17 protein-coding genes and 1 pseudogene are annotated in these 19,576 nt (G+C 71.1%); 10 read left to right on the forward strand and 8 right to left on the reverse strand.

Annotated features, from left to right (window positions below; all coding sequences use genetic code 11):
• Positions 1-44: 44 nt before the first annotated feature.
• Positions 45-848: an ABC transporter ATP-binding protein gene (locus BKD26_RS19345; RefSeq protein ID WP_084899605.1), complete on the reverse strand. Its 804-nt coding sequence runs from the start codon at positions 846-848 to the stop codon at positions 45-47.
• 293 nt (positions 849-1,141) lie between these two features.
• Between BKD26_RS19345 and BKD26_RS19350 the strand changes: the two genes are divergently transcribed.
• Positions 1,142-1,870, forward strand: a complete 729-nt coding sequence (locus BKD26_RS19350) for a DUF2470 domain-containing protein (protein ID WP_084899608.1) — start codon at positions 1,142-1,144, stop codon at positions 1,868-1,870.
• Positions 1,871-2,061: 191 nt separating this feature from the next.
• Here BKD26_RS19350 and nhaA read toward each other — a convergent pair whose 3' ends face one another.
• On the reverse strand, positions 2,062-3,330 hold the full coding sequence (gene nhaA, locus BKD26_RS19355) for a Na+/H+ antiporter NhaA (protein WP_084899610.1): 1,269 nt from the start codon (positions 3,328-3,330) through the stop codon (positions 2,062-2,064).
• A 137-nt stretch (positions 3,331-3,467) separates the two neighbouring features.
• Between nhaA and BKD26_RS19360 the strand changes: the two genes are divergently transcribed.
• The gene (locus BKD26_RS19360) at positions 3,468-4,562 is read left to right on the forward strand and encodes a helix-turn-helix domain-containing protein (protein WP_179166604.1); all 1,095 of its coding nucleotides are present in this window, start codon (positions 3,468-3,470) and stop codon (positions 4,560-4,562) included.
• A 9-nt stretch (positions 4,563-4,571) separates the two neighbouring features.
• On the opposite strand, the gene BKD26_RS19365 is transcribed toward BKD26_RS19360, so the two are convergent.
• Positions 4,572-4,961 (reverse strand): VOC family protein, encoded by a 390-nt coding sequence (locus BKD26_RS19365; protein WP_084899616.1) that lies wholly within the window; start codon positions 4,959-4,961, stop codon positions 4,572-4,574.
• A gap of 101 nt (positions 4,962-5,062) precedes the next feature.
• Positions 5,063-5,227 (reverse strand): hypothetical protein, encoded by a 165-nt coding sequence (locus tag BKD26_RS40320; protein WP_179166605.1) that lies wholly within the window; start codon positions 5,225-5,227, stop codon positions 5,063-5,065.
• Positions 5,228-5,326: 99 nt separating this feature from the next.
• On the opposite strand from BKD26_RS40320, the gene BKD26_RS19370 reads away from it, so the two are divergent.
• Positions 5,327-6,025 (forward strand): TetR/AcrR family transcriptional regulator, encoded by a 699-nt coding sequence (locus tag BKD26_RS19370; protein ID WP_084899618.1) that lies wholly within the window; start codon positions 5,327-5,329, stop codon positions 6,023-6,025.
• Here the strand turns inward: BKD26_RS19370 and BKD26_RS19375 are convergent.
• Complete coding sequence (locus BKD26_RS19375) at positions 6,014-6,604, reverse strand: cysteine hydrolase family protein (protein WP_084899621.1); 591 nt, start codon at positions 6,602-6,604, stop codon at positions 6,014-6,016. The genes BKD26_RS19370 and BKD26_RS19375 overlap by 12 nt on opposite strands.
• A 153-nt stretch (positions 6,605-6,757) precedes the next feature.
• On the opposite strand from BKD26_RS19375, the gene BKD26_RS19380 reads away from it, so the two are divergent.
• From BKD26_RS19380 to BKD26_RS19400, 5 genes are all read left to right on the forward strand, one after another.
• Positions 6,758-7,750 carry a DJ-1/PfpI family protein gene (locus BKD26_RS19380; protein WP_084899623.1) on the forward strand — a complete coding sequence of 331 codons (993 nt, stop codon included), beginning with the start codon at positions 6,758-6,760 and terminating at the stop codon, positions 7,748-7,750.
• A 356-nt stretch (positions 7,751-8,106) separates the two neighbouring features.
• On the forward strand, positions 8,107-9,582 hold the full coding sequence (locus tag BKD26_RS19385) for an FAD binding domain-containing protein (protein ID WP_084899626.1): 1,476 nt from the start codon (positions 8,107-8,109) through the stop codon (positions 9,580-9,582).
• Positions 9,579-11,996, forward strand: a complete 2,418-nt coding sequence (xdhB, locus tag BKD26_RS19390) for a xanthine dehydrogenase molybdopterin binding subunit (RefSeq protein WP_084899628.1) — start codon at positions 9,579-9,581, stop codon at positions 11,994-11,996. The genes BKD26_RS19385 and xdhB overlap by 4 nt, the downstream gene beginning before the upstream one ends.
• Before the next feature lies 1 nt (position 11,997).
• On the forward strand, positions 11,998-12,807 hold the full coding sequence (gene xdhC, locus BKD26_RS19395; protein WP_107417912.1) for a xanthine dehydrogenase accessory protein XdhC: 810 nt from the start codon (positions 11,998-12,000) through the stop codon (positions 12,805-12,807).
• Between the two features lie 68 nt (positions 12,808-12,875).
• Positions 12,876-13,313 carry a cytochrome P450 gene (locus BKD26_RS19400; protein ID WP_277622397.1) on the forward strand — a complete coding sequence of 146 codons (438 nt, stop codon included), beginning with the start codon at positions 12,876-12,878 and terminating at the stop codon, positions 13,311-13,313.
• Positions 13,314-14,227: 914 nt separating this feature from the next.
• On the opposite strand, the pseudogene BKD26_RS19410 reads toward BKD26_RS19400, so the two are convergent.
• Positions 14,228-14,419 (reverse strand): annotated as a pseudogene (locus BKD26_RS19410) (CorA family divalent cation transporter); the annotation flags it as partial.
• A 265-nt stretch (positions 14,420-14,684) separates the two neighbouring features.
• On the reverse strand, positions 14,685-16,028 hold the full coding sequence (locus BKD26_RS19415) for a pyridoxal-dependent decarboxylase (RefSeq protein ID WP_084899637.1): 1,344 nt from the start codon (positions 16,026-16,028) through the stop codon (positions 14,685-14,687).
• A 274-nt stretch (positions 16,029-16,302) separates the two neighbouring features.
• Here BKD26_RS19415 and BKD26_RS19420 point away from each other — a divergent pair, with 274 nt between their 5' ends.
• Both BKD26_RS19420 and BKD26_RS19425 read left to right on the forward strand, forming a co-directional pair.
• Positions 16,303-17,046, forward strand: a complete 744-nt coding sequence (locus tag BKD26_RS19420; RefSeq protein ID WP_084899639.1) for an amino acid racemase — start codon at positions 16,303-16,305, stop codon at positions 17,044-17,046.
• 69 nt (positions 17,047-17,115) lie between these two features.
• Complete coding sequence (locus BKD26_RS19425) at positions 17,116-18,798, forward strand: helix-turn-helix domain-containing protein (RefSeq protein ID WP_084899642.1); 1,683 nt, start codon at positions 17,116-17,118, stop codon at positions 18,796-18,798.
• A gap of 12 nt (positions 18,799-18,810) precedes the next feature.
• Here BKD26_RS19425 and BKD26_RS19430 read toward each other — a convergent pair whose 3' ends face one another.
• The gene (locus BKD26_RS19430; protein WP_084899644.1) at positions 18,811-19,398 is read right to left on the reverse strand and encodes an isochorismatase family protein; all 588 of its coding nucleotides are present in this window, start codon (positions 19,396-19,398) and stop codon (positions 18,811-18,813) included.
• Positions 19,399-19,576: the final 178 nt, after the last annotated feature.

Consider the following 19,576-nt stretch of genomic DNA (forward strand, 5'->3'; position numbering starts at 1 on the left):
GCTGGTGATGCGGGCGAACCGTTGTGGGGGGTGAGCCGATGCGTTCAGGACGCGGTGGAGGCCTCGGAGCGCTGGGGGAAGCAGGCGAGGTAGCCCGTCGCCGGATCGCGCACGACATTCACGCGCAGGCCGAAGGCCCGCTCGATGACGTCCGGTGTGAGGACGTCGTCGGCCGCGCCCGCGGCGGCGATCCCGCCGTCGGCGACGACCACGACGTCGTCGGCGTAGGCCGCGGCCTGCATCAGGTCGTGCAGCACCACGCCGACGGCGATCTCGTGCTCCTGGGCGAGGCGGCGTACGACGTCGAGGACCTCGAACTGGTGGCGCATGTCGAGGTACGTGGTGGGCTCGTCCAGCAGCAGGACCCCGGCGCGCTGGGCCAGCACCATGGCGAGCCAGGCGCGTTGGCGCTCGCCGCCCGACAGTTCGTCGAGCCGCCGCTCGACGAGCGGGGCCGCGTCCGTGACGTCGAGCGCCCAGTCGATCGCCTCGGTGTCCTCGCTCGTGTGCCGGGCGAGGGCGCCGCGGTGGGCGTACCGGCCGTGCCGTACGAGCTCACGGACCGTCACACCGGCGGGCGCCTGCGAGGTCTGGGGCAGGAAGGCCAGACGCTGGGACAGCGTACGGCGGGCGAACGAGCCGAGCGGGGCGTCGTCGATGCGTATCTCGCCGCCGAGCGGCGGAAGAAGCCCCGCCACCGTCCGCAACAGGGTGGACTTTCCACAGCCGTTGGGCCCGACGAGCACGGTGATCGCGCCGTCCCGGAGCGACAGGTCCACCTGTTTCAGTACCGGGCGGCCGCCATGCCCGACCTCGAGGTCCTTCGCCACCAGGCGGACGTCGCCCATGGACACCACGTTCCTTCCCCGCTGCCGCTCTGACCGCGCCACCATACAACTTAGGTAAGGCACACCTTATGGGTGTGACGCCGATCGGCCGCCTTGTGACCATGTCGAGATCTCTCGCACTACCCCGCGCCCCCGCTGCGCACACTCAAGCCACTTCTGTTACGGGTCACTTGAGGGTAGGGGGCCGGCCTTCCGGGGGCCGTCTGGAGGTCTTTCGGAGGCCTTCCCGTGGCCTCCTTGCCGAGCCGGCGAGGGTGGTCTAGCTTAGGTAAGCCTAACCTTATGGAGGTGTAATGAGTGCTCCCGACGCCCCGGCGGCCGACCCGACCACCGCGGAGCGGATCCGCTCGGTACTGGCCCGCGCGCAGTCGCTCACCCTCACCATGGACGGGCACCGCCACGACCTCGTCGGCGGCCACACCATCGACGACAAAGGCGGGTTGACGCTCCATCCGCCGGCCGGCAGTCCGCCGGTGACGCAGGCGGCGAGCGCTCCGGGCGGCGCCGTCGCCGCCCTGCTGGAGTTCACCGACATCGCCGCCACCTCCGTCCGCGACCGGGTACGCGCCCGCGTCACCCTCTCGGGGCGGCTGACCCGCACGGACGACCCCGGCCTCCGGCTCGACACCGAGCGCGCCACCCTCGAAACGGCGGCGGGAACGGTCACCGTCGGCCGCGACGAACTCGTCCTCGCCGAAGCCGACCCCCTCGCCGTCCACGAAGCCGCGATGCTCACGCACCTGGCCGACGCGCACGACGACGTCGTGACCCGCCTGACCCGGCTGGCCGAACCGCGGCTGCTGCACGGCGTCGTCCGCGTACAGCCCCTCGCCCTCGACCGCCACGGCATCACGCTGCGCTGCGAATACGCCCGCGGCCACCGCGACGTCCGCGTCCTCTGCCCCGACCCGGTGTGCGAACCCGGCCAGGCCGGTGAACAGATCCGGCACCTCCTCGCCGCCGCCCGGGCCTGCCCGCACCACCGCCGGGTTCCGCCGGCCCGCCTCACCGGCCGTCAATAGGCGTCGCGGCCGACGGGCGCGATGGAGCCCGGGCCCGTACAGGCGTAGGCGCCGGCCCCCTCGCCCAGCCGCGCGCCCTCCCGTACACAGGCCCGCGAGCCCGCCGTGACCGGCCGGGTCGTCGCCGACGCAGTCGAGCAGCGCGACGTCGAAGGCCGGGGCCCGCGCGCTCGGGGGCGACGTGCCTGAGCTCACGCACCGTTCCCGCGGCCGTTTCCCGCCTCGTACCGCCGCCGGTAGGCGCGGTTGCGGAGCTTCAGCAGGACGCAGGCGAGGAGGGCGGACGCCAGGGAGCCGATCAGGACGGCGGTCTTGACGTGGGCGGCGTCCTCCGGGCGGGGGTAGGCGAGTTCGCCGATCAGGAGCGAGACGGTGAAGCCGATCCCGGCGAGTATGGCCACCCCCAGGACGTCCGCCCACGCGAGGCCGGGGGCGAGCCGGGCACGGGTGAAGCGGACGGCCAGGTAGGAGCCGCCGAAGATGCCGAGGGCCTTGCCGACGACCAGGCCCAGCGCCACGCCCAGCGGCTCGGGGCGCTGGACGGCCGCGACCAGGGCGCCGCCCGACACGCTCACCCCCGCCGCGAACAGCGCGAACAACGGGACGGCCACCCCGGCGGAGACCGGACGGACGAGGTGGGCGACGCGCTCCGCGGGCCGGCGGCCGCCGGGGCCGTCCGGCGTGACCCGCAGCAGCAGCCCCATGGCCACGCCCGCGACCGTGGCGTGTACGCCGCTGGTGTACGTGAGCGCCCAGATGACCAGCGCCAGCGGCAGGTACCAGTACCAGCCGTGCACCCGCCTGCGGTCGTGCAGGTGGAAGAAGAGCCCCAGCCCCAGCACCGCTCCGACGAGCGTGGCCAGGTTGATCGACGACGTGTAGAAGACGGCGACGACGGTGATGGCGACCACGTCGTCGATCACCGCCAGGGAGAGCAGGAAGGCGCGCAGCGCGGAGGGCAGGTGCGTGTCGATCACCGCCAGGATCCCGAGGGCGAAGGCGATGTCCGTCGCCATGGGCACGGCCCACCCCGCCCAGGTCCCTCCGGCGGAGGTGGCGACGAGCCCGTACACGAGCGCCGGCACGGCCATGCCGCTCACGGCCGCGACCAGGGGCAGCACGGCCGCCCCGGGGCGGCGGAGGTCGCCGATCACCAGCTCCCGCTTGAGTTCGGCGCCCGCGACGAAGAAGAACACGGTCAGCAGGCCCTCGGACGTCCAGTGGGCGACGGAGAGGTTCAGACCGAGGGCCTCGATGCCGATGTGCGTCTCGCGTACGGACTCGTACAGGGCGCGGAGCGGCGTGTTGGCCCACACCAGCGCGACCGCCGCGGCGAGCAGCAGCACCAGGCCGCCGACGGTCTCGGTGCGCAGCGCGTCCAGGACGAAGGCCCGCTCCGGCACGCGCAGCCGGCCGAAGGCGGTGCGTTCGTCGCGCTCGCGGCGCTCGCGGTCGGGCATGGGCCCTTGCCAGTACCCGCGTCACCGTGGGTGGACGCCGTCCGGCCGGTGGTGTCGCCTGCCATCTCGGACGGCCTTCCTTTCCGGACTCCGGCAAGATGGAAGCAGGGGCGTCCGACGCCGCGAAGGGAACGCCCATGGCCGCTACCGCGCCTGCACCTGCTCCCGTACCCGCCCCCGTCACGGGCAGCTGCCTCGACCTGCTGAGCTGCGCCAAGGCCCAGGGGCGCAGGCCGCGCAAGGACGAACTCGCGGCCCTCCGCGATCTGGCGGCCGCGGCCGCCGCGCGAGGCGTGGCCCTGCACACGCTCGTCGGCGAGTGGCTCACCGCCGCCTGCCGCTCCTGGCCCGCGGAGGCCGAGGGAAGCGAGCCGCCGGCCCTCCTCCAGGCGGTCCGCGATGTGACCGTGGCGCTCACCGAGGGCTACGAGACGGGGTATGGGGCCGCCGTACGGCGGGAGGAGGCGGTACGGCGCGAGTTCGTCGACGACCTGCTCGACGGGCGCACCGACCTCGGCCGGCTCGTGGAGCGGGCCGACCGCTTCGCGCTGCGCCTGGCCGGGCGGCACCGGGTCGCCGTGGCCCGCGCGGCGGTCCCCTTCCGCGCCGGGGACGCGGCCACCCGCTACGTCGAGGACGGCATGGCGGCGGCCTTCGGCGTGCGTGACGTCCTCATCACGACCAAGGACTCCCTGCTGGTCTGCGTCGCACCGGCCGCCGAGGCCGACGTCCCGAGACGGTTCGCCGCGTACGTACGCGAAGCCGGGGCCGCCGGACACCGCATCGCCGTCAGCCGTCCCCGGCCGGGTGCCGGCGGCATCGTCCGCTGCTACCAGGAGGCCCGCTCCGCCTTGGACCTCGCCGACCGCCTCGACCTGGCCAGCCCGTTGGTGGACGCCTCCGGCCTGCTGGTCTTCCAGGTGCTGGGCAGGGACCGCGCGGCCATCACCGACCTCGTGGCCACCGTGCTCGGCGGCCTGGAACGAGCCCGTGGCGGCCCCCGCCCCCTGCTGGCCACGCTCACCGCCTACTTCGCCGCCGGCTGCGTCACCACCACCACGGCCCACCGGCTCGGGCTGAGCGTCCGCGCGGTCGGCTACCGGCTGGCCCGCGTCCGCCAGCTCACCGGCTACGACCCGGCCGATCCCGACCAGCGCTACACCCTCCAGACGGCGACGCTGGGCGCCCGTCTCCTCGACTGGCCCGCCCGTCCTCTGGAACACGCCGACTGACGAAGGCTTTCAGGCGTCGGCCGGGGTGACCCATTCGACGAACTGGATGATCACGCCGTTGGGGTCGGTGACCTGGAACAGGCGCTCGCCCCAGGGCTCCTCGCGCAGCGGCATGGTGATCTCGACGCCCTCGGCCCGCAGGCGCTTCTCCTCGTCGTCCAGCCCGGTGACGGTGAAGGCGAGGATGATCCCGGAGGCGCGCTGATCGCGCTGGTCGGCCGGCAGGACCTCGATCCCGCGGCGCAGCAGGACGATGTCGACCGCCGCGTCCTCCCGGGTGAGCGAGGCGAAGCCGTCGGCGGCGGCCACCTCCTGGTAGCCGAGGTGCGTGGTGAAGAACGCGTGCGACGCGGCGACGTCGTCGACGGTGAGGGAGAGGGTGGAGGCGGAGATCTGCACGGTGGGCTCCTTGCCGGCACGGGTGATGGGTGGGTGTACGAGAGGGCTGGCGCTGGTGGCGCCGGTGGGCGGTGGCGCGGACGGCCGCCGCCGGCCGGGCGTCAGAAGGAGCGGCGGCGCGGGGTGTTGAGCCCGCGCCGCGGGACGGTGCGCACGGCGGCGGAGCCGCGCGGCGCCGGGGACTGGGTGTCGTGTCCGCGGCGAGCGGTGGGCCGGCCGGCCTGTGGGGTCTGTTCGGTCTGTGCGGCGAGAGGCGTGGGTCGCATGCACTTCTTCCCTTCGAGGCAAACTTACTATGGACGTAACTTTAGCCCTGACCTCCCGGGCGTGTCAACATAAATTTGCTACGGAGGTAAGATTGCTCCATGGATACCGAGATGAACACGGGGCGCGGCGTCGACGCACCCGCCGACGGACTGGGCCTGCGCGAGTCCAAGAAGCGGGAGACCCGGCAGCTGATCTCCGACCACGCGACCAGGCTCTTCCTCCAGCAGGGCTTCGAGCGCACGACGATCGCCGAGATCGCCGCCGCCGCCCGCGTCGCCAAGAAGACGGTGACGAACTACTTCCCGCGCAAGGAGGACCTGGCCCTGGACCACCAGGAGGAGTTCGTCGCCGGCCTCGCGCGCACCGTCGCCGACCGGCAGCCCGGCCAGTCGGCCCTCACCGCGCTCCGCCTCGCCTTCCAGGCCGCCGTCACGGCGCAGGACCCCGTCGCCGGATTCGCCGGGCCCGAGTTCTCCCGGATGATCGCCGCCAGCCCCACCCTCTCGGCCTGCCTGCGCGCCCTGCACGACCGGCGCGAGGCGGCTCTCGCCCACGCCCTCGCCGAGGCCACCGGTGCTCCCGCCGACGACATCACCGCCCGCACGGCCGCGGCCCTGCTCGCCGCCGTACACCGCACGCTCTTCCAGCGCATCCAGGAACTCACCCTGGCCGGCCGCGGCAACCCGGACATCGCCGCCGTCCTCACGGAGGAGACCACCCGCGCGTTCGACCTCCTCGAACCCGCGCTCGCCCACTACGCGGTCCGCGGGCCGGAACGCTCACCCTCAGGTCAGTGACTCCGCGGACGGCACGACGACCCCGTAGAGGTCGGCGATCGTCGCGAGAGCGCTGTGATGGATCTGGGAGGCGGGCAGGTCGGTGCCCGCCGACCGCAGCGCCCGTGTCGCGCAGGCGTCGGCGACCACCGTGGACCGGTTTCCGCGCAGGAAGGCACCCTGCGCGGTGAACGCCACGCACATGTGCGTCATGAACCCCGCGATGACGACGTCCTTGGTGCCGGCGGCGTCGACGTGCTCGCCGAGGTCGGTGTCGAGGAACGCGTTCGGGGTCTTCTTGACGACGACAGGCTCGCCCGCGACCGGCGCCACGCTCGGGTGGATCCGGCCGATCTCCGTACGGATGTCGTACGGAGTGCCCTCGCCGCCGTCGTTGACGACGTGGACCACCTTCGTACCGGCCGCCCGAGCCCTGCGCAGCAGCGCGGCGGCTGAGTCGAGCGCCGCCTGCCAGCCGTCGAGCTCCATTACGCCCCGCACATAGGTGTTCTGGTAGTCGATCAGGATCAGGGTCGCGTCGGCGAGGGACGCGGGCGTGTCGTCGAGGCCGTTGAGTGCGCGCAGCGTCATCGATGCCATGGAGTACCACCTCGGGGTGTGTGTCGGGTGTGGTGTCGGGTGCTTCGCAGCCCGCGCCGACGTGCGGTCGCTGCGGCAAGAACGACGCTAATCCGGCCGGCCCATGTCAACAATGGCATCTAACATGCAGATATGGACATCGCTGTGGGCCCCATGGGCACCGTCGAACGACTGATCGTGATCGTCCTCTTCGACGGTGTCGACCTGCTGGACGTCACCGGGCCTCCGGAAGTGTTCTCCCTGGTGCAGCGGGAGACATCCGGCGCGACGGGCTATCGCGTCGTGCTCGCCGCCGAGACCTTGGACCCGGTCACCACCTCCGCCGGAGTGCGCGTCCTTCCGGACATCACCTTCCGCGAGGCGTCCACGAGGAGCATCGACACCCTGCTGGTGCCCGGCTCGGTCGACGTCGACAGCGACCGCCGCGTACGCGCCCTCACCGACCCGACCGTGGTCGGCTGGGTGAAGACCCTCGCCACCAGGACACGCAGGGTCACATCCGTCTGCGTCGGAGCGCACATCCTCGCCGCCGCCGGACTGCTCGACGGCAAGCGCGTCACCACCCACTGGTCGACCGCACAGCAGCTCGCCGCCGAGCATCCGGCGGTCGAGGTCGACGCCGACCCGATCTTCATCCGGGACGGCGACGTGTGGACCGGCGCCGGCATCAGCGCCTGCCTGGACCTGTCACTCGCCCTGGTCGCCGACGACCTCGGCGAGACCACCGCGCTGCGTGTCGCCCGCCAGCTCGTGATGTACCTGAAGCGGCCGAGCGGTCAGAGCCAGTTCAGCGTCCCCCTGGAGCCCGTCTCCCTGACACGGCGCGTGGAGGACGTACGTCACTACATCGCGCGCAACATCGGCCAGCGGCTCACCCTCGCCGACATCGCCGCGTACGCCCACGTCGGTGAGCGGCAGCTCGCCCGCGTCTTCAAGGCGGAACTCGGCATGACCCCGGCCGCGTACATCGAGTCCGCCCGCGTCGAGAGGGCGCGCAACCAGCTGGAAACCACCGACGCCACCCTCGACCGGATCGCGTCCACCTGCGGCTTCGGCACGACCGACACCCTCATCCGCGCCTTCCGCCGGAAACTCGACACGACACCGACGGAGTACCGGCGTCGCTTCCGGGCCGACGCCGGCTGAGAGACCGCGGCCCACCTCTTGACCTCGGTGGCCCGCAGCCACTAATTTGCGGTAGACGTCGACCCATAATGACCGGAAGGAGGCGACCGGCGGATGTACACGAGCTCTGATCTTGGTCGCCTTGCCCAGTGCACGGTCTGGATTCCGGGTCGAATCGCGCACGGCTGCTGATTACGCCGTTCTGATGTGCCCGTCCGTGGCACATTCCAGTTTTCCCGTCACCATTTCCCGGCACGCCGCTGCCGCATGCCGTTTTGCGCCCGCTGCTCTCACGTGGCGCGTCTGAACACAGAAAGCTGCCTGAAATTGGCGAACATGATGAATCGACCGATCACGCACCGAAATGTAGGCCTGTCATGGTAGCGGCGCGGATCACGGTCAACGGGAAAGAAGCACCGATCTCACCGGCTGCGCCCCAGACCACAGTGCTGGATTTTCTGCGGGAGCGTGGCCTCACCGGCACCAAGGAGGGCTGCGCCGAGGGTGAGTGCGGCGCCTGTTCGGTCCTGGTGGCCCGCCCCGGGGTGAACAAGCCCACCGACTGGGTGGCGGTCAACGCCTGCCTGGTCCCGGTCGCGGCGCTCGACGGTCAGGAGATCGTCACCTCCGAGGGTCTCGCCACCGTCGGCGAACCCGGCACGCCGCCCACCCTGCACCCGGTGCAGGAGGAGATGGCGGTCCGTGGTGGCTCCCAGTGCGGTTACTGCACGCCGGGATTCGTCTGCAGCATGGCCGCGGAGTACTACCGGCCCGACCGCTGCGCGCACGGGCACGGGGACGCGGACTCGGCAGACACCACCGACGCCGAGCACGGTCCGAACGGGTTCGATCTGCACGCGCTGAGCGGAAACCTGTGCCGCTGCACCGGTTACCGCCCCATTCGCGATGCCGCGTTCGCCGTGGGGGAACCCACCGCCGAGGACCCGCTGGCGCAGCGCCGCGAGCAGGCCCCGCCGGCGCCTGTCGCCACCGAGTACACCCAGGACGACAGCACGTTCCTGCGGAAGAACACCCTGGCCGAGACGCTGGAGCTGCTGCGCGAGCGGCCCGACGCGGTGGTCGTCGCCGGCTCCACCGACTACGGCGTCGAGGTCAACATCCGCTCCCGCCGGGCGGAGTGTGTGGTCGCCATCGACCGGCTGCCCGAACTGCGGGAGCTGCGCGTCGAGTCCGACCACATCGAGATCGGCGCGGCGCTGACGCTGACCGAGATCGAGCGTCGCCTCGACGGCCAAGTGCCGCTCCTGGCCGAGCTGTTCCCGCAGTTCGCCTCCCGGCTCATCCGCAACGGTGCGACCCTCGGCGGAAACCTGGGTACCGGCTCCCCGATCGGTGACAGCCCGCCGGTGCTGCTCGCGCTGGAGGCGTCGCTGGTGCTCGCCGACGCCGACGGTGAGCGCGTGGTCCCGCTGGCGGAGTACTTCACCGGATACCGGCAGAGCGTGCGCCGCCCCGGTGAGCTGATCCGCGCGGTGCGCATCCCGCTGCCGCTGTCGCCGGTCACGGCCTTCCACAAGATCGCCAAGCGGCGCTTCGACGACATCTCCAGCGTCGCCGTCGCTTTCGCGCTCGACATCGAGGACGGGATCGTCCGCACGGCACGCATCGGCCTGGGCGGTGTGGCCGCCACCCCGATCCGCGCCCTCGCCACCGAGGCGGCCCTGGAGGGCAAGCCGTGGTCGGCGGAGACCGTCGAGGCCGCGGCCCGGGTGCTGCGGGGTGAGGGCACGCCGATGGACGATCATCGCGCCAGCTCCCTCTACCGTTCGGCGATGCTCGGCCAGAGCCTGCTGAAGCTGCACGCACAGACCACCGAGGCGGTGTCGTCATGAGTCATTTGTCAGAGCGTCCAGAAAAGCCCGTCGTCGGCGTCTCGATGCCGCACGAGAGTGCCTTCCAGCACGTCACCGGTACCGCGCTCTACACCGACGACCTGGTCCAGCGCACCAAGGACGTGCTGCACGCGTACCCGGTCCAGGTCATGAAGGCCCGCGGCAGGATCACCGCGCTGCGCACCGAGCCCGCGCTCGCCGTGCCCGGTGTGGTCCGCGTGCTGACCGGTGCCGACGTGCCCGGCGTCAACGACGCCGGTATGAAGCACGACGAACCACTGTTCCCCGACGAGGTCATGTTCCACGGCCACGCGGTGGCCTGGGTGCTCGGCGAGACCCTGGAGGCGGCCCGGCTCGGTGCGGCGGCCGTCGAGGTGGAACTCGAGGAACTGCCCTCCATCGTCACGCTGCAGGACGCGATCGCGGCGGGCAGCTATCACGGCGCCCAGCCCCTGATGGTGCACGGCGACGTCGACGCGGGCTTCGCCGACTCCGCGCATGTGATCACCGGCGAGTTCCAGTTCGCCGGTCAGGAACACTTCTACCTCGAGACGCACGCGGCGCTGGCCCTGGTCGACGAGAACGAGCAGGTGTTCATCCAGAGCAGCACCCAGCACCCCTCGGAGACGCAGGAAATCGTCTCGCACGTGCTCGGTGTGCCCGCCCACGAGGTGACCGTGCAGTGCCTGCGGATGGGCGGCGGCTTCGGTGGCAAGGAGATGCAGCCGCACGGGTTCGCGGCCGTCGCCGCGCTCGGCGCCAAGCTGACCGGGCGGCCGGTCCGGTTCCGGCTCAACCGGACCCAGGACCTGACCATGTCCGGTAAGCGGCACGGGTTCCACGCCAAGTGGAAGATCGGCTTCGACGCCGACGGCCGCATCCAGGCCCTCGACGCCGCCCTGGTCGCGGACGGCGGGTGGAGCCTGGACCTGTCCGAGCCGGTCCTCGCCCGCGCGCTGTGCCACATCGACAACACCTACTGGATCCCCAACGCGCGCGTCGCCGGTCGCATCGCCAGGACCAACACGGTCTCCAACACCGCCTTCCGAGGCTTCGGCGGACCGCAGGGCATGCTGGTGATCGAGGACATCCTGGGCCGCTGCGCGCCGCAGCTCGGCCTGGACCCCATGGAGCTGCGGGAGCGCAACTTCTACCGGCCGGGCCAGGGCCAGACGACGCCGTACGGACAGCCGGTCACCCAGGCCGAGCGGATCTCCACCGTCTGGCAGCAGGTCAAGGACAACGCCGGCATCGCCGACCGCAAGCGCGAGATCGCCGCCTTCAACGCCGCGCACCCGCACACCAAGCGGGCCCTCGCCGTCACCGGCATCAAGTTCGGCATCTCGTTCAACCTCACCGCCTTCAACCAGGGCGGCGCGCTGGTGCTGATCTACAAGGACGGCTCCGTCCTGATCAACCACGGTGGCACCGAGATGGGCCAGGGCCTGCACACCAAGATGATGCAGGTGGCCGCGACCACGCTGGGCATCCCGCTGCACAAGGTCCGCCTCGCCCCGACGCGTACCGACAAGGTGCCCAACACCTCCGCCACCGCCGCCAGCGCCGGGGCGGACCTCAACGGCGGGGCGATCAAGAACGCCTGTGAGCAGCTGCGCGGGCGGCTGCTGCAGGTGGCCGCCACCCAGCTGGGCGCGAACGCTTCGGACGTACGCATCGTCGAGGGCGTCGCGCGCTCCCTGGGCAGCGACAAGGAGCTCGCCTGGGACGACCTGGTGCGCACCGCGTACTTCCAGCGGGTTCAGCTCTCGGCCTCCGGTTTCTACCGGACCGAGGGGCTGCACTGGGACGCGAAGTCGTTCCGGGGCTCGCCGTTCAAGTACTTCGCCCACGGCGCCGCGGCGACCGAGGTGGAGGTGGACGGCTTCACCGGTGCGTACCGCATCCGGCGCGTGGACATCGTGCACGATGTCGGCGACAGCCTGTCCCCGATGATCGACATCGGCCAGGTGGAGGGCGGTTTCGTGCAGGGCGCGGGCTGGCTGACGCTCGAGGACCTGCGCTGGGACACCAGCGACGGCCCGAACCGCGGCCGGCTGCTGACCCAGGCGGCGAGCACCTACAAGCTGCCGAGCTTCTCGGAGATGCCCGAGGAGTTCAACGTCCACCTGCTCGAGAACGCCACCGAAGAGGGCGCGGTGTACGGGTCCAAGGCGGTGGGTGAGCCTCCGCTGATGCTGGCGTTCTCGGTACGCGAAGCGCTGCGGCAGGCCGCCGCAGCGTTCGGACCGAGCGGTGTCAGCCTCGAGTTGGCCTCGCCCGCGACGCCGGAAGCGGTGTACTGGGCGATCCAGGCGGCTCGCCAGGCCGATGCCTCCCGGAACGGTGACGCCGGTGACGGGCTCGCCACCGACGGCACGATCCGGGCCGACGCAGAAGTGCTGAGCGGTGCCTGACATGACGTGGGTCGCCGCGGTCGCACGGTTGCGAGCACGCCGGGAGCCCGGCGTGCTGGTGACCGTCGCGGCCGTGCGCGGCCACGCCCCTCGCGACGCCGGTGCGAAACTCGTGGTGGGGCAGACCGAGACGTGGGGCTCGATCGGTGGCGGCAATGTCGAGGCCGTCTCGATCGACCGGGCCCGGGAGATGATCGCCGCGGCCACGCCCGAGCCGGAGCTGATGGATTTCGCCCTGAACGACAAAGTGACCAACCAGCATGGCGTGCAGTGCTGCGGCGGCACGGTCGCGGTGCTGCTCGAACCGCTGCCGGTGGTACGCGCGGTGGCGATCTTCGGCGTCGGGCACGTCGGGCTGGAACTGGCGCGCGTCCTGGCACGTCAGGACCTCGACCTCCACCTGATCGACAGCCGCTCCGACCTGCTCACCAAGGAGCGGCTCGACGTGCTGGAGGACGCGGTGGCGCAGGTGCACGTGCATCACACGCCGCTGCTGCCCGAGGAGGTGCTGGAGGAGTTGCCGCGCGGCACCCATGTCCTGATCATGACCCATGATCATGCCGAGGACGCCGCTCTGTGCGACGCCGCCTTGCGTACCACCCATCTCGGCTCCATCGGGCTGATCGGGTCGGCGGCCAAGTGGGTGCGGTTCCGCAAACGCCTCGCCACCGAGGGCGGTCACGACGAGGCCACGATCGACCGGATCAAGACCCCGATCGGGCTGGCCGACATCACCGGCAAGGAACCCGCGACCATCGCGGTGAGCGTCGCTGCCGATCTGCTGCGCACCTTCGAAACCGAGGGGAACTGACTCTCTCACCAGATCGACAGGGGTGCCCCGCGCTTGTGCGAACGCACAGATGCGGGGCACCTCGCCATATGTGCGGCGAAACGGGGTGTGGATGGGGGGCGTCCGCCTCCGCTCGGGGCCCCCACCGCGTCGTCATCCCTCCCACCGGGCGATACTCGACCACCTGGCGCAGGGTCACCGCGCACGAGGTGGAACTGTCCGGAACACGGCTGCCGGCCGGGGCACAGCTCCTGCTGATGCTGATGGGGACGGGTTCGGATCCGGACATGTTCGACGAACCTGAACGACTGGTCCCGTACCGGCAGAACATCCGTCACCGCCTCTCCTTCGGCGCGGGACGGCACCGCTGTCCCGGCGCGTCCCTGGCCCGCACCGAAGCGGCCGTGGCACTCCGCACGCTGGCCCGACTGCTGCCGGACGCGGTTCTCGTCGAGGACGAGCAACCGCCCATGCTGGGGCTGCTGTCCTTCCGCGCACCGCTCCAGGTGGTGGTGCGCCGCCGCTGACCCGGACCTGTCCGGGTGCTTGCCCGAGCCCGACGAAGCGGTTGAGAACACGGCACACCGCCGTGCTGCGCCCTGACGGCTCCCTGGAGACGACCAAGGCGCCCGCCCCGTCGCCGAACAGCACGCAGGTGACGAGTTCCGCGAGGCCGTGCCCATCGCCGTCGTAGCCACCCTGTGGCGCCCTACGGCGAACCTCGACGAGTGGCAGACACGAATCTGTGCGCGGACCTGAACGACCTGTCCCTGCTCGGTGTGGACGACGCGGACGGGGGGCGCCTGAGCCCGCACGAGGTCATCCGCGACTACCTGCGCGCCGAGCTCGGTCCCGAACGCCTCACCGAACACCATGCCGCGCCGGCGGACGCCGTCCAAGCCGACCTGCCCCCGGCTGCCCCCTCACCCCGACCGCGCCGTGACAGTTGCGTTCTGCCCTCGCCAGGGTGCTGTGCGGAGTCCGGGCGGGGAAGGCGTCGAACTGAACGCCGGCATCCTCGGCCAGGTGGTGCAACCGCGTCTGGAGAACGGGGGCTGGGGTGGCGCCGGTCGCGGTGAGGTGCCACATCTTGAGAGACAGGCGGGCGCTGTCTCCCTTGAAGACCATCGGATGTCATCAGCGAGACGGCGACGGTGACGTCGACCGGGGTGGGCTCCGGATCGCCGGCGTCTTGACCGCCGAGTCCCGCAACGCCTCCCCCCACTGTCGCCGCCGTCGGCACCCCGACATGGCGCGGCCCTGCCGGCGTCCCGCATCAGGTTTTCTCGGCGGTCACGCGTGGGTGGTCGGTGGTGAGCATGTTGACGAGGAGATCACCCGCATCACTTCTCCCCAGGGACTCCCCAGCGCCCCATAGGGCTCCCTATGCGGGAGGCGCAAGAGCAAACCATGCGCGTGCTGCTTGAGTGGAGCCGGTCACCTAAAGCCAATCGCGGCGCTTGAAAATCACGTACAAACTGACGCAAACCATCCCCATCAAGCCCACCGCGAAGGGGTATCCGAAGCTCCAACCCAGCTCAGGCATGGACTCGAAGTTCATGCCGTAGATAGTTCCCACGAGTGTGGGTGCAAAGAGAATGGCCGCCCAGGCTGAAATCTTCTTGAAGTCGTCACCCTCCACGCGCTGACCTGCGGAAATCGACTGGTGAGGTGCTTTGAACTGCAGCGATGACTCTTTCGGGTGCTTTCATCGTGCAGCCCTTTTACGTGGTCGATTCTCCCCACGCGCTCCCCAGGGGGATCCATTCTCCCCAGATTCTCCCCAGCTAGGGGCCCTCTCGTACTGCGGAAAGGCTGGCCGGAAGGGGCTGTCCAGGCATGGCTGGGTCGTCACTCAATGTATCGGTGGAGGCGGCGAGCACAGTCCACCGTCGGCCTCAGGCCATCGTGCTCACGATCTCCTGGACCACCTCAAGGGTGGTGTCTGGGTGGAGGAAGGCGAACCGGGCGACAGCCTCGCCCTCCCAGCCCGTGGGTGCGACGAACGCGGTCTGGCCTGCGAGAAGGCGGGCGGACCATGCCGCGTAGTCCTCAGCAGTCCAGCCGATTCGGCGGAACAGCACGGCGGACAGCTCGGGTTCACGGATGAGTTCGAGGTGCGGGGTGTTGCGGATGAGGGTGGCCGTGTCGCGGGCCAGGGTGAGGGCCTTTTCTATGGCCTCGCTGTAGGCGCTGGTGCCGTGGACGGCGAGGGAGAACCACAGCGGGAGGCCCCGGGCGCGGCGGCTCAGGTGGTGGGCGTAGTCGCTGGGATTCCACTGGGTGTCGTCGGTGTGCAGGGCGTCGAGGTACGAGGCGTCCTGGGTGTGGGCCGCCCTCGCCAGGCGCGGTTCCCGGTAGAGGAGAGCGGCGCAGTCGAAGGGGGCGAACAGCCACTTGTGGGGGTCGATGACGAGGGAGTCGGCGTGCTCGATGCCCCGGTAACGGTCCCGGACGCTCGGGGCCAGGAGACCGGCGCCTCCGTATGCGCCGTCGACGTGGAACCACAGACCGAACTCCCTTGCCGCGGAGGCGATCCCGGTGAGGTCGTCGATGATCCCGGCGTTGGTAGTGCCGGCGGTGGCCGCTACCCCGATGACGTCGGACGGATCGGCATCGGCGAGGAGGACGGCGCGCAGGGCGGGGCCGGTCAGACGGTGGTCCACAGTCGGTACCACGAAAGGCTCGACGCCGATGATGCGCAGGGCGTTGCCGATGGACGAGTGGGCCTGATCGGAAACGGCGAATCGGACGCGGTCGTACGGGCCGAGGCCCCGCAGGTGCCAGGCCGTGTCGCGGGCGGTGACGAGGGCGGAGAGGTTCCCGGCCGAGCCGCCCGAGACGAAGCAGCCACCGGCTTCGGCCGGCATTCCGGCGAGGTCCGCCAGCAGGCGCAGGACCTGGTTCTCGGCGGCTATCGGGCCGGAGGCGAGGAGCCAGGAGACGCCCTGGATCGACGAGCACGAGACGAGCATGTCGAAGAGGACGGCGGCCTGGGTGGGGGCGGCGGGGACGAACGACAGGAAGCGGGGGCTGTCGACGGCGATCACGGTGGGCGCCAGGTGCTCGGTCCACAGCCGCAGGACCTCCGCAGGGTCGTTGCCCTCCGGCCCGATCAACCCTGCCAGAACCCTGTCGATTTTGTCCCCCTCGCCCGGGTGGTTGAGCGCGGGGCGGTTCAGGAGACGGTCGCGCAGTGAGGCGACGACGAGGTCGGTGAGGGCAGGGTCGTGCGTGTGCATGGTGGACCTTCGGGTTGACGATCAGCAGGCCGTGACGGGGCCAGTGGTCAGTGAAACCGGCGGCTGAGTGGTGGAGTTGGGTCCCGGCTACAGCTCTTACCTATCCGCTTCGTCCGTGCGGCCGAATTCGTCTTCAGGCGAGGGGCTTTCCGGTTCCCCGCACCAATCCGGACGGGAGCATTTGGAGCCGGCGACGACACCCAGCGCATCCTGTCGGACCACGATCAGGGAGGCCCCGCGGACGACGGCGGGAAGTAAGCGAAAGGCTGCCCGCATGCGTCACGTCACCCGCCCGACCCTCGGCATCCTCGGCGGGATGGGACCGCTTGCCACGGCCGACTTCTACCGTCGGGTCGTCGAGCGCACCCCGGCCGGCTCCGACCAGGCGCATCTGCCCGTCGTCATGTGGGCCGATCCCGCCGTCCCGGACCGGACCGCGGCGCTGCTCGGGGACGGGCCTTCCCCTGTCCCCGCCCTCGTGGAGGGCGCCCGCTGGCTTCAGCGCGCGGGAGTGAGCTGCATCGCCGTTCCCTGCAACACCGCGCACGCCTACGTCGAGCAACTGTCCAAGGCGACCGGCGTCGAGGTCCTCGACATGATCAGGGCCGCGTTGGAGGCGGCGGCCCGCCGCACGCCCGGACTCGAGCGGGTGGGGGTCCTGGCGACCCGGGGAACGCGGCTCACCGGGCTGTACGAGCGGGCCGGGGCCCGGCTCGGGCTCGACGTGGTGCAGGTACCGGCCCCCGTGCAGGGGCAGTACGTGGACGCCGCGATCCACGCAGTCAAGAGCGGTGCGGACCCCGCCGAACCCGAGCGCTGGATCGCCTCGGCCGACGAGAGCCTCAAGGAGCAGGGTGCCCAGACGGTGATCGCCGCCTGCACGGAGATCCCGCTGATCAGCGGGGCGGCCGGCCGCGTCCTCCCGCTGGTCGACTCGACCGACGCCCTCGCCGAAGCCGCCGTCTCCCGCCTGTGGCGCCCCGCCGAAGCCGTTCGTACCCAGGTACGAACAGGCTGACGTACCCTCGTTCGCACGCACCACATCGCAGGGCTGCGCACGTCCTAACCTGCGGAGATGATCAGGCACATGTCGACGCACCCCGCCCGGAGCCTCAGCCGGGTGCTCGAGGACTTCGGCCACACCCTCCTGGATCTGTTGTACGGCGACCCCGACGCGGCCGGGGAGATCGGCGGCGTCGGCATCCATGATCCGTACGACGAGCAGCACTATCCGGAGCACGCCATCGTGCTCGGCGTCGGTGTGCACGGCGCGGAGGAGATCGGCCGGCTGCTGCGGTACCTCGCCGCGCTCGGCGCCACCGCCCTGGTCGTCCGCGGCCCCGTCGACGACGCCGACGAGCTGGAGCCGGTCGTCAACAAGACCGGTGTCGCGCTGCTCGCCCTGACCCGCGGAGCCTCCTGGGCCCAGCTGGCGGCGATGCTGCGCACCCAGCTCGCCGAAGGCGACGTGGGCGAGGGAGAGGAGCAGACCCTCGGCGGGGTGCCGTCCGGAGACCTCTTCGCCCTGGCCAACGCCATCGCCACGCTGCTCGACGCCCCCATCACCATCGAGGACCGCCGTTCCCGCATCCTCGCCTTCTCCGGCCGACAGGACGAGGCGGACACCCCCCGCGTGGAGAGCATCCTGGCCCGCCAGGTGCCCGAGCGCTACCTGCGCCACCACGAGGAGCACGGCGTCTTCAAGGAGCTGTACCGCAGCGAGGGCCTGGTGCACGTCCCCGCGCCGACCGTCGGCGACGAGGTGGCGCTGCCGCGGGTGGCGGTGGCGGTCCGGGCCGGAGACGAGTTCCTCGGATCCGTGTGGGCGGCGCTGCGCAAGCCCCTCACCCCGGAGCGGGAGAAGGCGTTCCTGGAGGCGGCGAAGCTCGTGGCCCTCCACATGCTCCGCTTCCGGGCAGGCACCGACGCCGAGAACCGGCTGCGCGCCGACCTCGTCACCACCGCGCTCGAAGGCGGGGCCGGGGCGGTCGAGGCGCTCGGCCGGCTCGGGCTCGTCGACGAACCGACGCTGGTCATGGCCATGGGCCTCGCACCCGAGCGGGACGAGGACCACGCCCACGTCACGGCCGAGCGCCAGCGCCTGGCCTCCGCCCTGGCCGTCCACCTCACCGCCGTACAGCCGCGTTCCGCCGTGGCCCTGCTCGGCGACGTGGCGTACGCGCTTTTCCCGGTGCCGGGCGACACAGCCCACGCCCGCGAACGTGCCCTGCAGGTGGCCTCGAACTTCCTGGCCCGCACAGGCGAACGGGCCGGCGCCGTCATCGGGATCGGCTCGGTCGCCGAGGAACCCGCCGCGCTCCCGCGCTCACGGGCCAACGCCGACAGGGCGCTCCGCGTGCTGTTCACCGGCCGGACCGGGAAGCGCGCCGCCTCGATCGCCGACGTGTACGTCGACGCCCTGCTGATCGAGATGCGGGACCTGGCCGTCGCCAACCGCGACGAGCTGTCGGGCCCGCTCGCCCGCCTCGTGGCGTACGACGCCAAGCACAACGCCCACCTGGTCGAGACCCTGCGGGCGTGGCTGGACGCCTTCGGGGACGTGATCACCGCCTCCGCGAGTGTGTTTGTTCACCCCAACACCTTCCGCTACCGCATCCGCCGGGTGTCCGAGGTAGGGGAGATCGACCTTCAGGATCCGGCGGCGAGGTTCGCCGCGATGCTGCAGTTGCGCCTGCTGGGGCCGGGGCAGACGCAGAACGGCGGCGGGACCGGGGCTCAAGGCCCAGGTTCCATCGTCAGGCTCGACTGACAGCCGCCTCGTTCAGAGGCGGACGCCCGGCGGGACCGTCAGGTCCGCGTGGGTGTCGTGGAAGGCGTCCGCGTCCTGGATGGTGCGCACCCAGTCGTAGAACAGCTCCTTGGTGGAGAGCGTCTCGATGCCCCGGCCTGCCAGGCGTCGCAGGCCCCGGTCGTGGGCCTGGCCGGGGGAGTAGGCGGCGTCGTCCACGACCACCACGCGCTTGCCTGCGTGGTGCAGCTGGATCGCCGAGTGGGCCACGCAGATGTCGGTCTCGATGCCGACGAGGATCATGGTCGTACGGCCGGTGGTGTCGATCGCGGCGGCGATGTCGGGGTTGTCCCACACAGCGAAGGCGTTCTTCGGCAGGGTGACCGCCTTGGCCGGCAGCACCTCGCGGATCTCCGGCACGGTGTGGCCGCTGGCGTCGGGGTCCTCCTCGGTCACCACGACCGGGATCCCCAGGCGGTCGGCCACGGACGTGATCCAGGCGATGCGCCGCACCATGTCGTGGAACCGCTGCCGGTCCACGTCGAGCCGCTTGGGCGGGTAGAAATCGGTCTGCACATCGATGATCACCAGGGCGCAGTCGTCGCGGTCGATCAGCGGCATCGTCGTCTCGTCTCCTCGTACGTTCGGTGCCCGCCACCCTAGGAACGCCGACCGCCCCCGGAGTCGTCCGCCGGACCAAGCTCCGGCCTGCATCTTCGTATCCGCACACGAACCATCGGGTGTCCTCCGCGCGTACGCTTCCGGCCAAGTTCAAGGAGCCGCATCGAGCCACCCGGAG

Origin of the sequence: Streptomyces sp. CB03238, from assembly GCF_002099185.1 — a bacterium.
Classification (GTDB): domain Bacteria; phylum Actinomycetota; class Actinomycetes; order Streptomycetales; family Streptomycetaceae; genus Streptomyces.

What these genes read in the sequence shown, in the direction of transcription:
- BKD26_RS19345 (WP_084899605.1), bottom strand. Translation starts at nt 848, where the DNA reads ATGGGCGACGTCCGCCTGGTGGCGAAGGACCTCGAGGTCGGGCATGGC.
- BKD26_RS19350 (WP_084899608.1), top strand. Translation starts at nt 1,142, where the DNA reads ATGAGTGCTCCCGACGCCCCGGCGGCCGACCCGACCACCGCGGAGCGG.
- nhaA (WP_084899610.1), bottom strand. Translation starts at nt 3,330, where the DNA reads ATGCCCGACCGCGAGCGCCGCGAGCGCGACGAACGCACCGCCTTCGGC.
- BKD26_RS19360 (WP_179166604.1), top strand. Translation starts at nt 3,468, where the DNA reads ATGGCCGCTACCGCGCCTGCACCTGCTCCCGTACCCGCCCCCGTCACG.
- BKD26_RS40320 (WP_179166605.1), bottom strand. Translation starts at nt 5,227, where the DNA reads ATGCGACCCACGCCTCTCGCCGCACAGACCGAACAGACCCCACAGGCC.
- BKD26_RS19370 (WP_084899618.1), top strand. Translation starts at nt 5,327, where the DNA reads ATGGATACCGAGATGAACACGGGGCGCGGCGTCGACGCACCCGCCGAC.
- BKD26_RS19375 (WP_084899621.1), bottom strand. Translation starts at nt 6,604, where the DNA reads ATGGCATCGATGACGCTGCGCGCACTCAACGGCCTCGACGACACGCCC.
- BKD26_RS19380 (WP_084899623.1), top strand. Translation starts at nt 6,758, where the DNA reads ATGGGCACCGTCGAACGACTGATCGTGATCGTCCTCTTCGACGGTGTC.
- BKD26_RS19385 (WP_084899626.1), top strand. Translation starts at nt 8,107, where the DNA reads ATGGTAGCGGCGCGGATCACGGTCAACGGGAAAGAAGCACCGATCTCA.
- xdhB (WP_084899628.1), top strand. Translation starts at nt 9,579, where the DNA reads ATGAGTCATTTGTCAGAGCGTCCAGAAAAGCCCGTCGTCGGCGTCTCG.
- xdhC (WP_107417912.1), top strand. Translation starts at nt 11,998, where the DNA reads ATGACGTGGGTCGCCGCGGTCGCACGGTTGCGAGCACGCCGGGAGCCC.
- BKD26_RS19400 (WP_277622397.1), top strand. Translation starts at nt 12,876, where the DNA reads ATGTGCGGCGAAACGGGGTGTGGATGGGGGGCGTCCGCCTCCGCTCGG.
- BKD26_RS19415 (WP_084899637.1), bottom strand. Translation starts at nt 16,028, where the DNA reads ATGCACACGCACGACCCTGCCCTCACCGACCTCGTCGTCGCCTCACTG.
- BKD26_RS19420 (WP_084899639.1), top strand. Translation starts at nt 16,303, where the DNA reads ATGCGTCACGTCACCCGCCCGACCCTCGGCATCCTCGGCGGGATGGGA.
- BKD26_RS19425 (WP_084899642.1), top strand. Translation starts at nt 17,116, where the DNA reads ATGTCGACGCACCCCGCCCGGAGCCTCAGCCGGGTGCTCGAGGACTTC.
- BKD26_RS19430 (WP_084899644.1), bottom strand. Translation starts at nt 19,398, where the DNA reads ATGCCGCTGATCGACCGCGACGACTGCGCCCTGGTGATCATCGATGTG.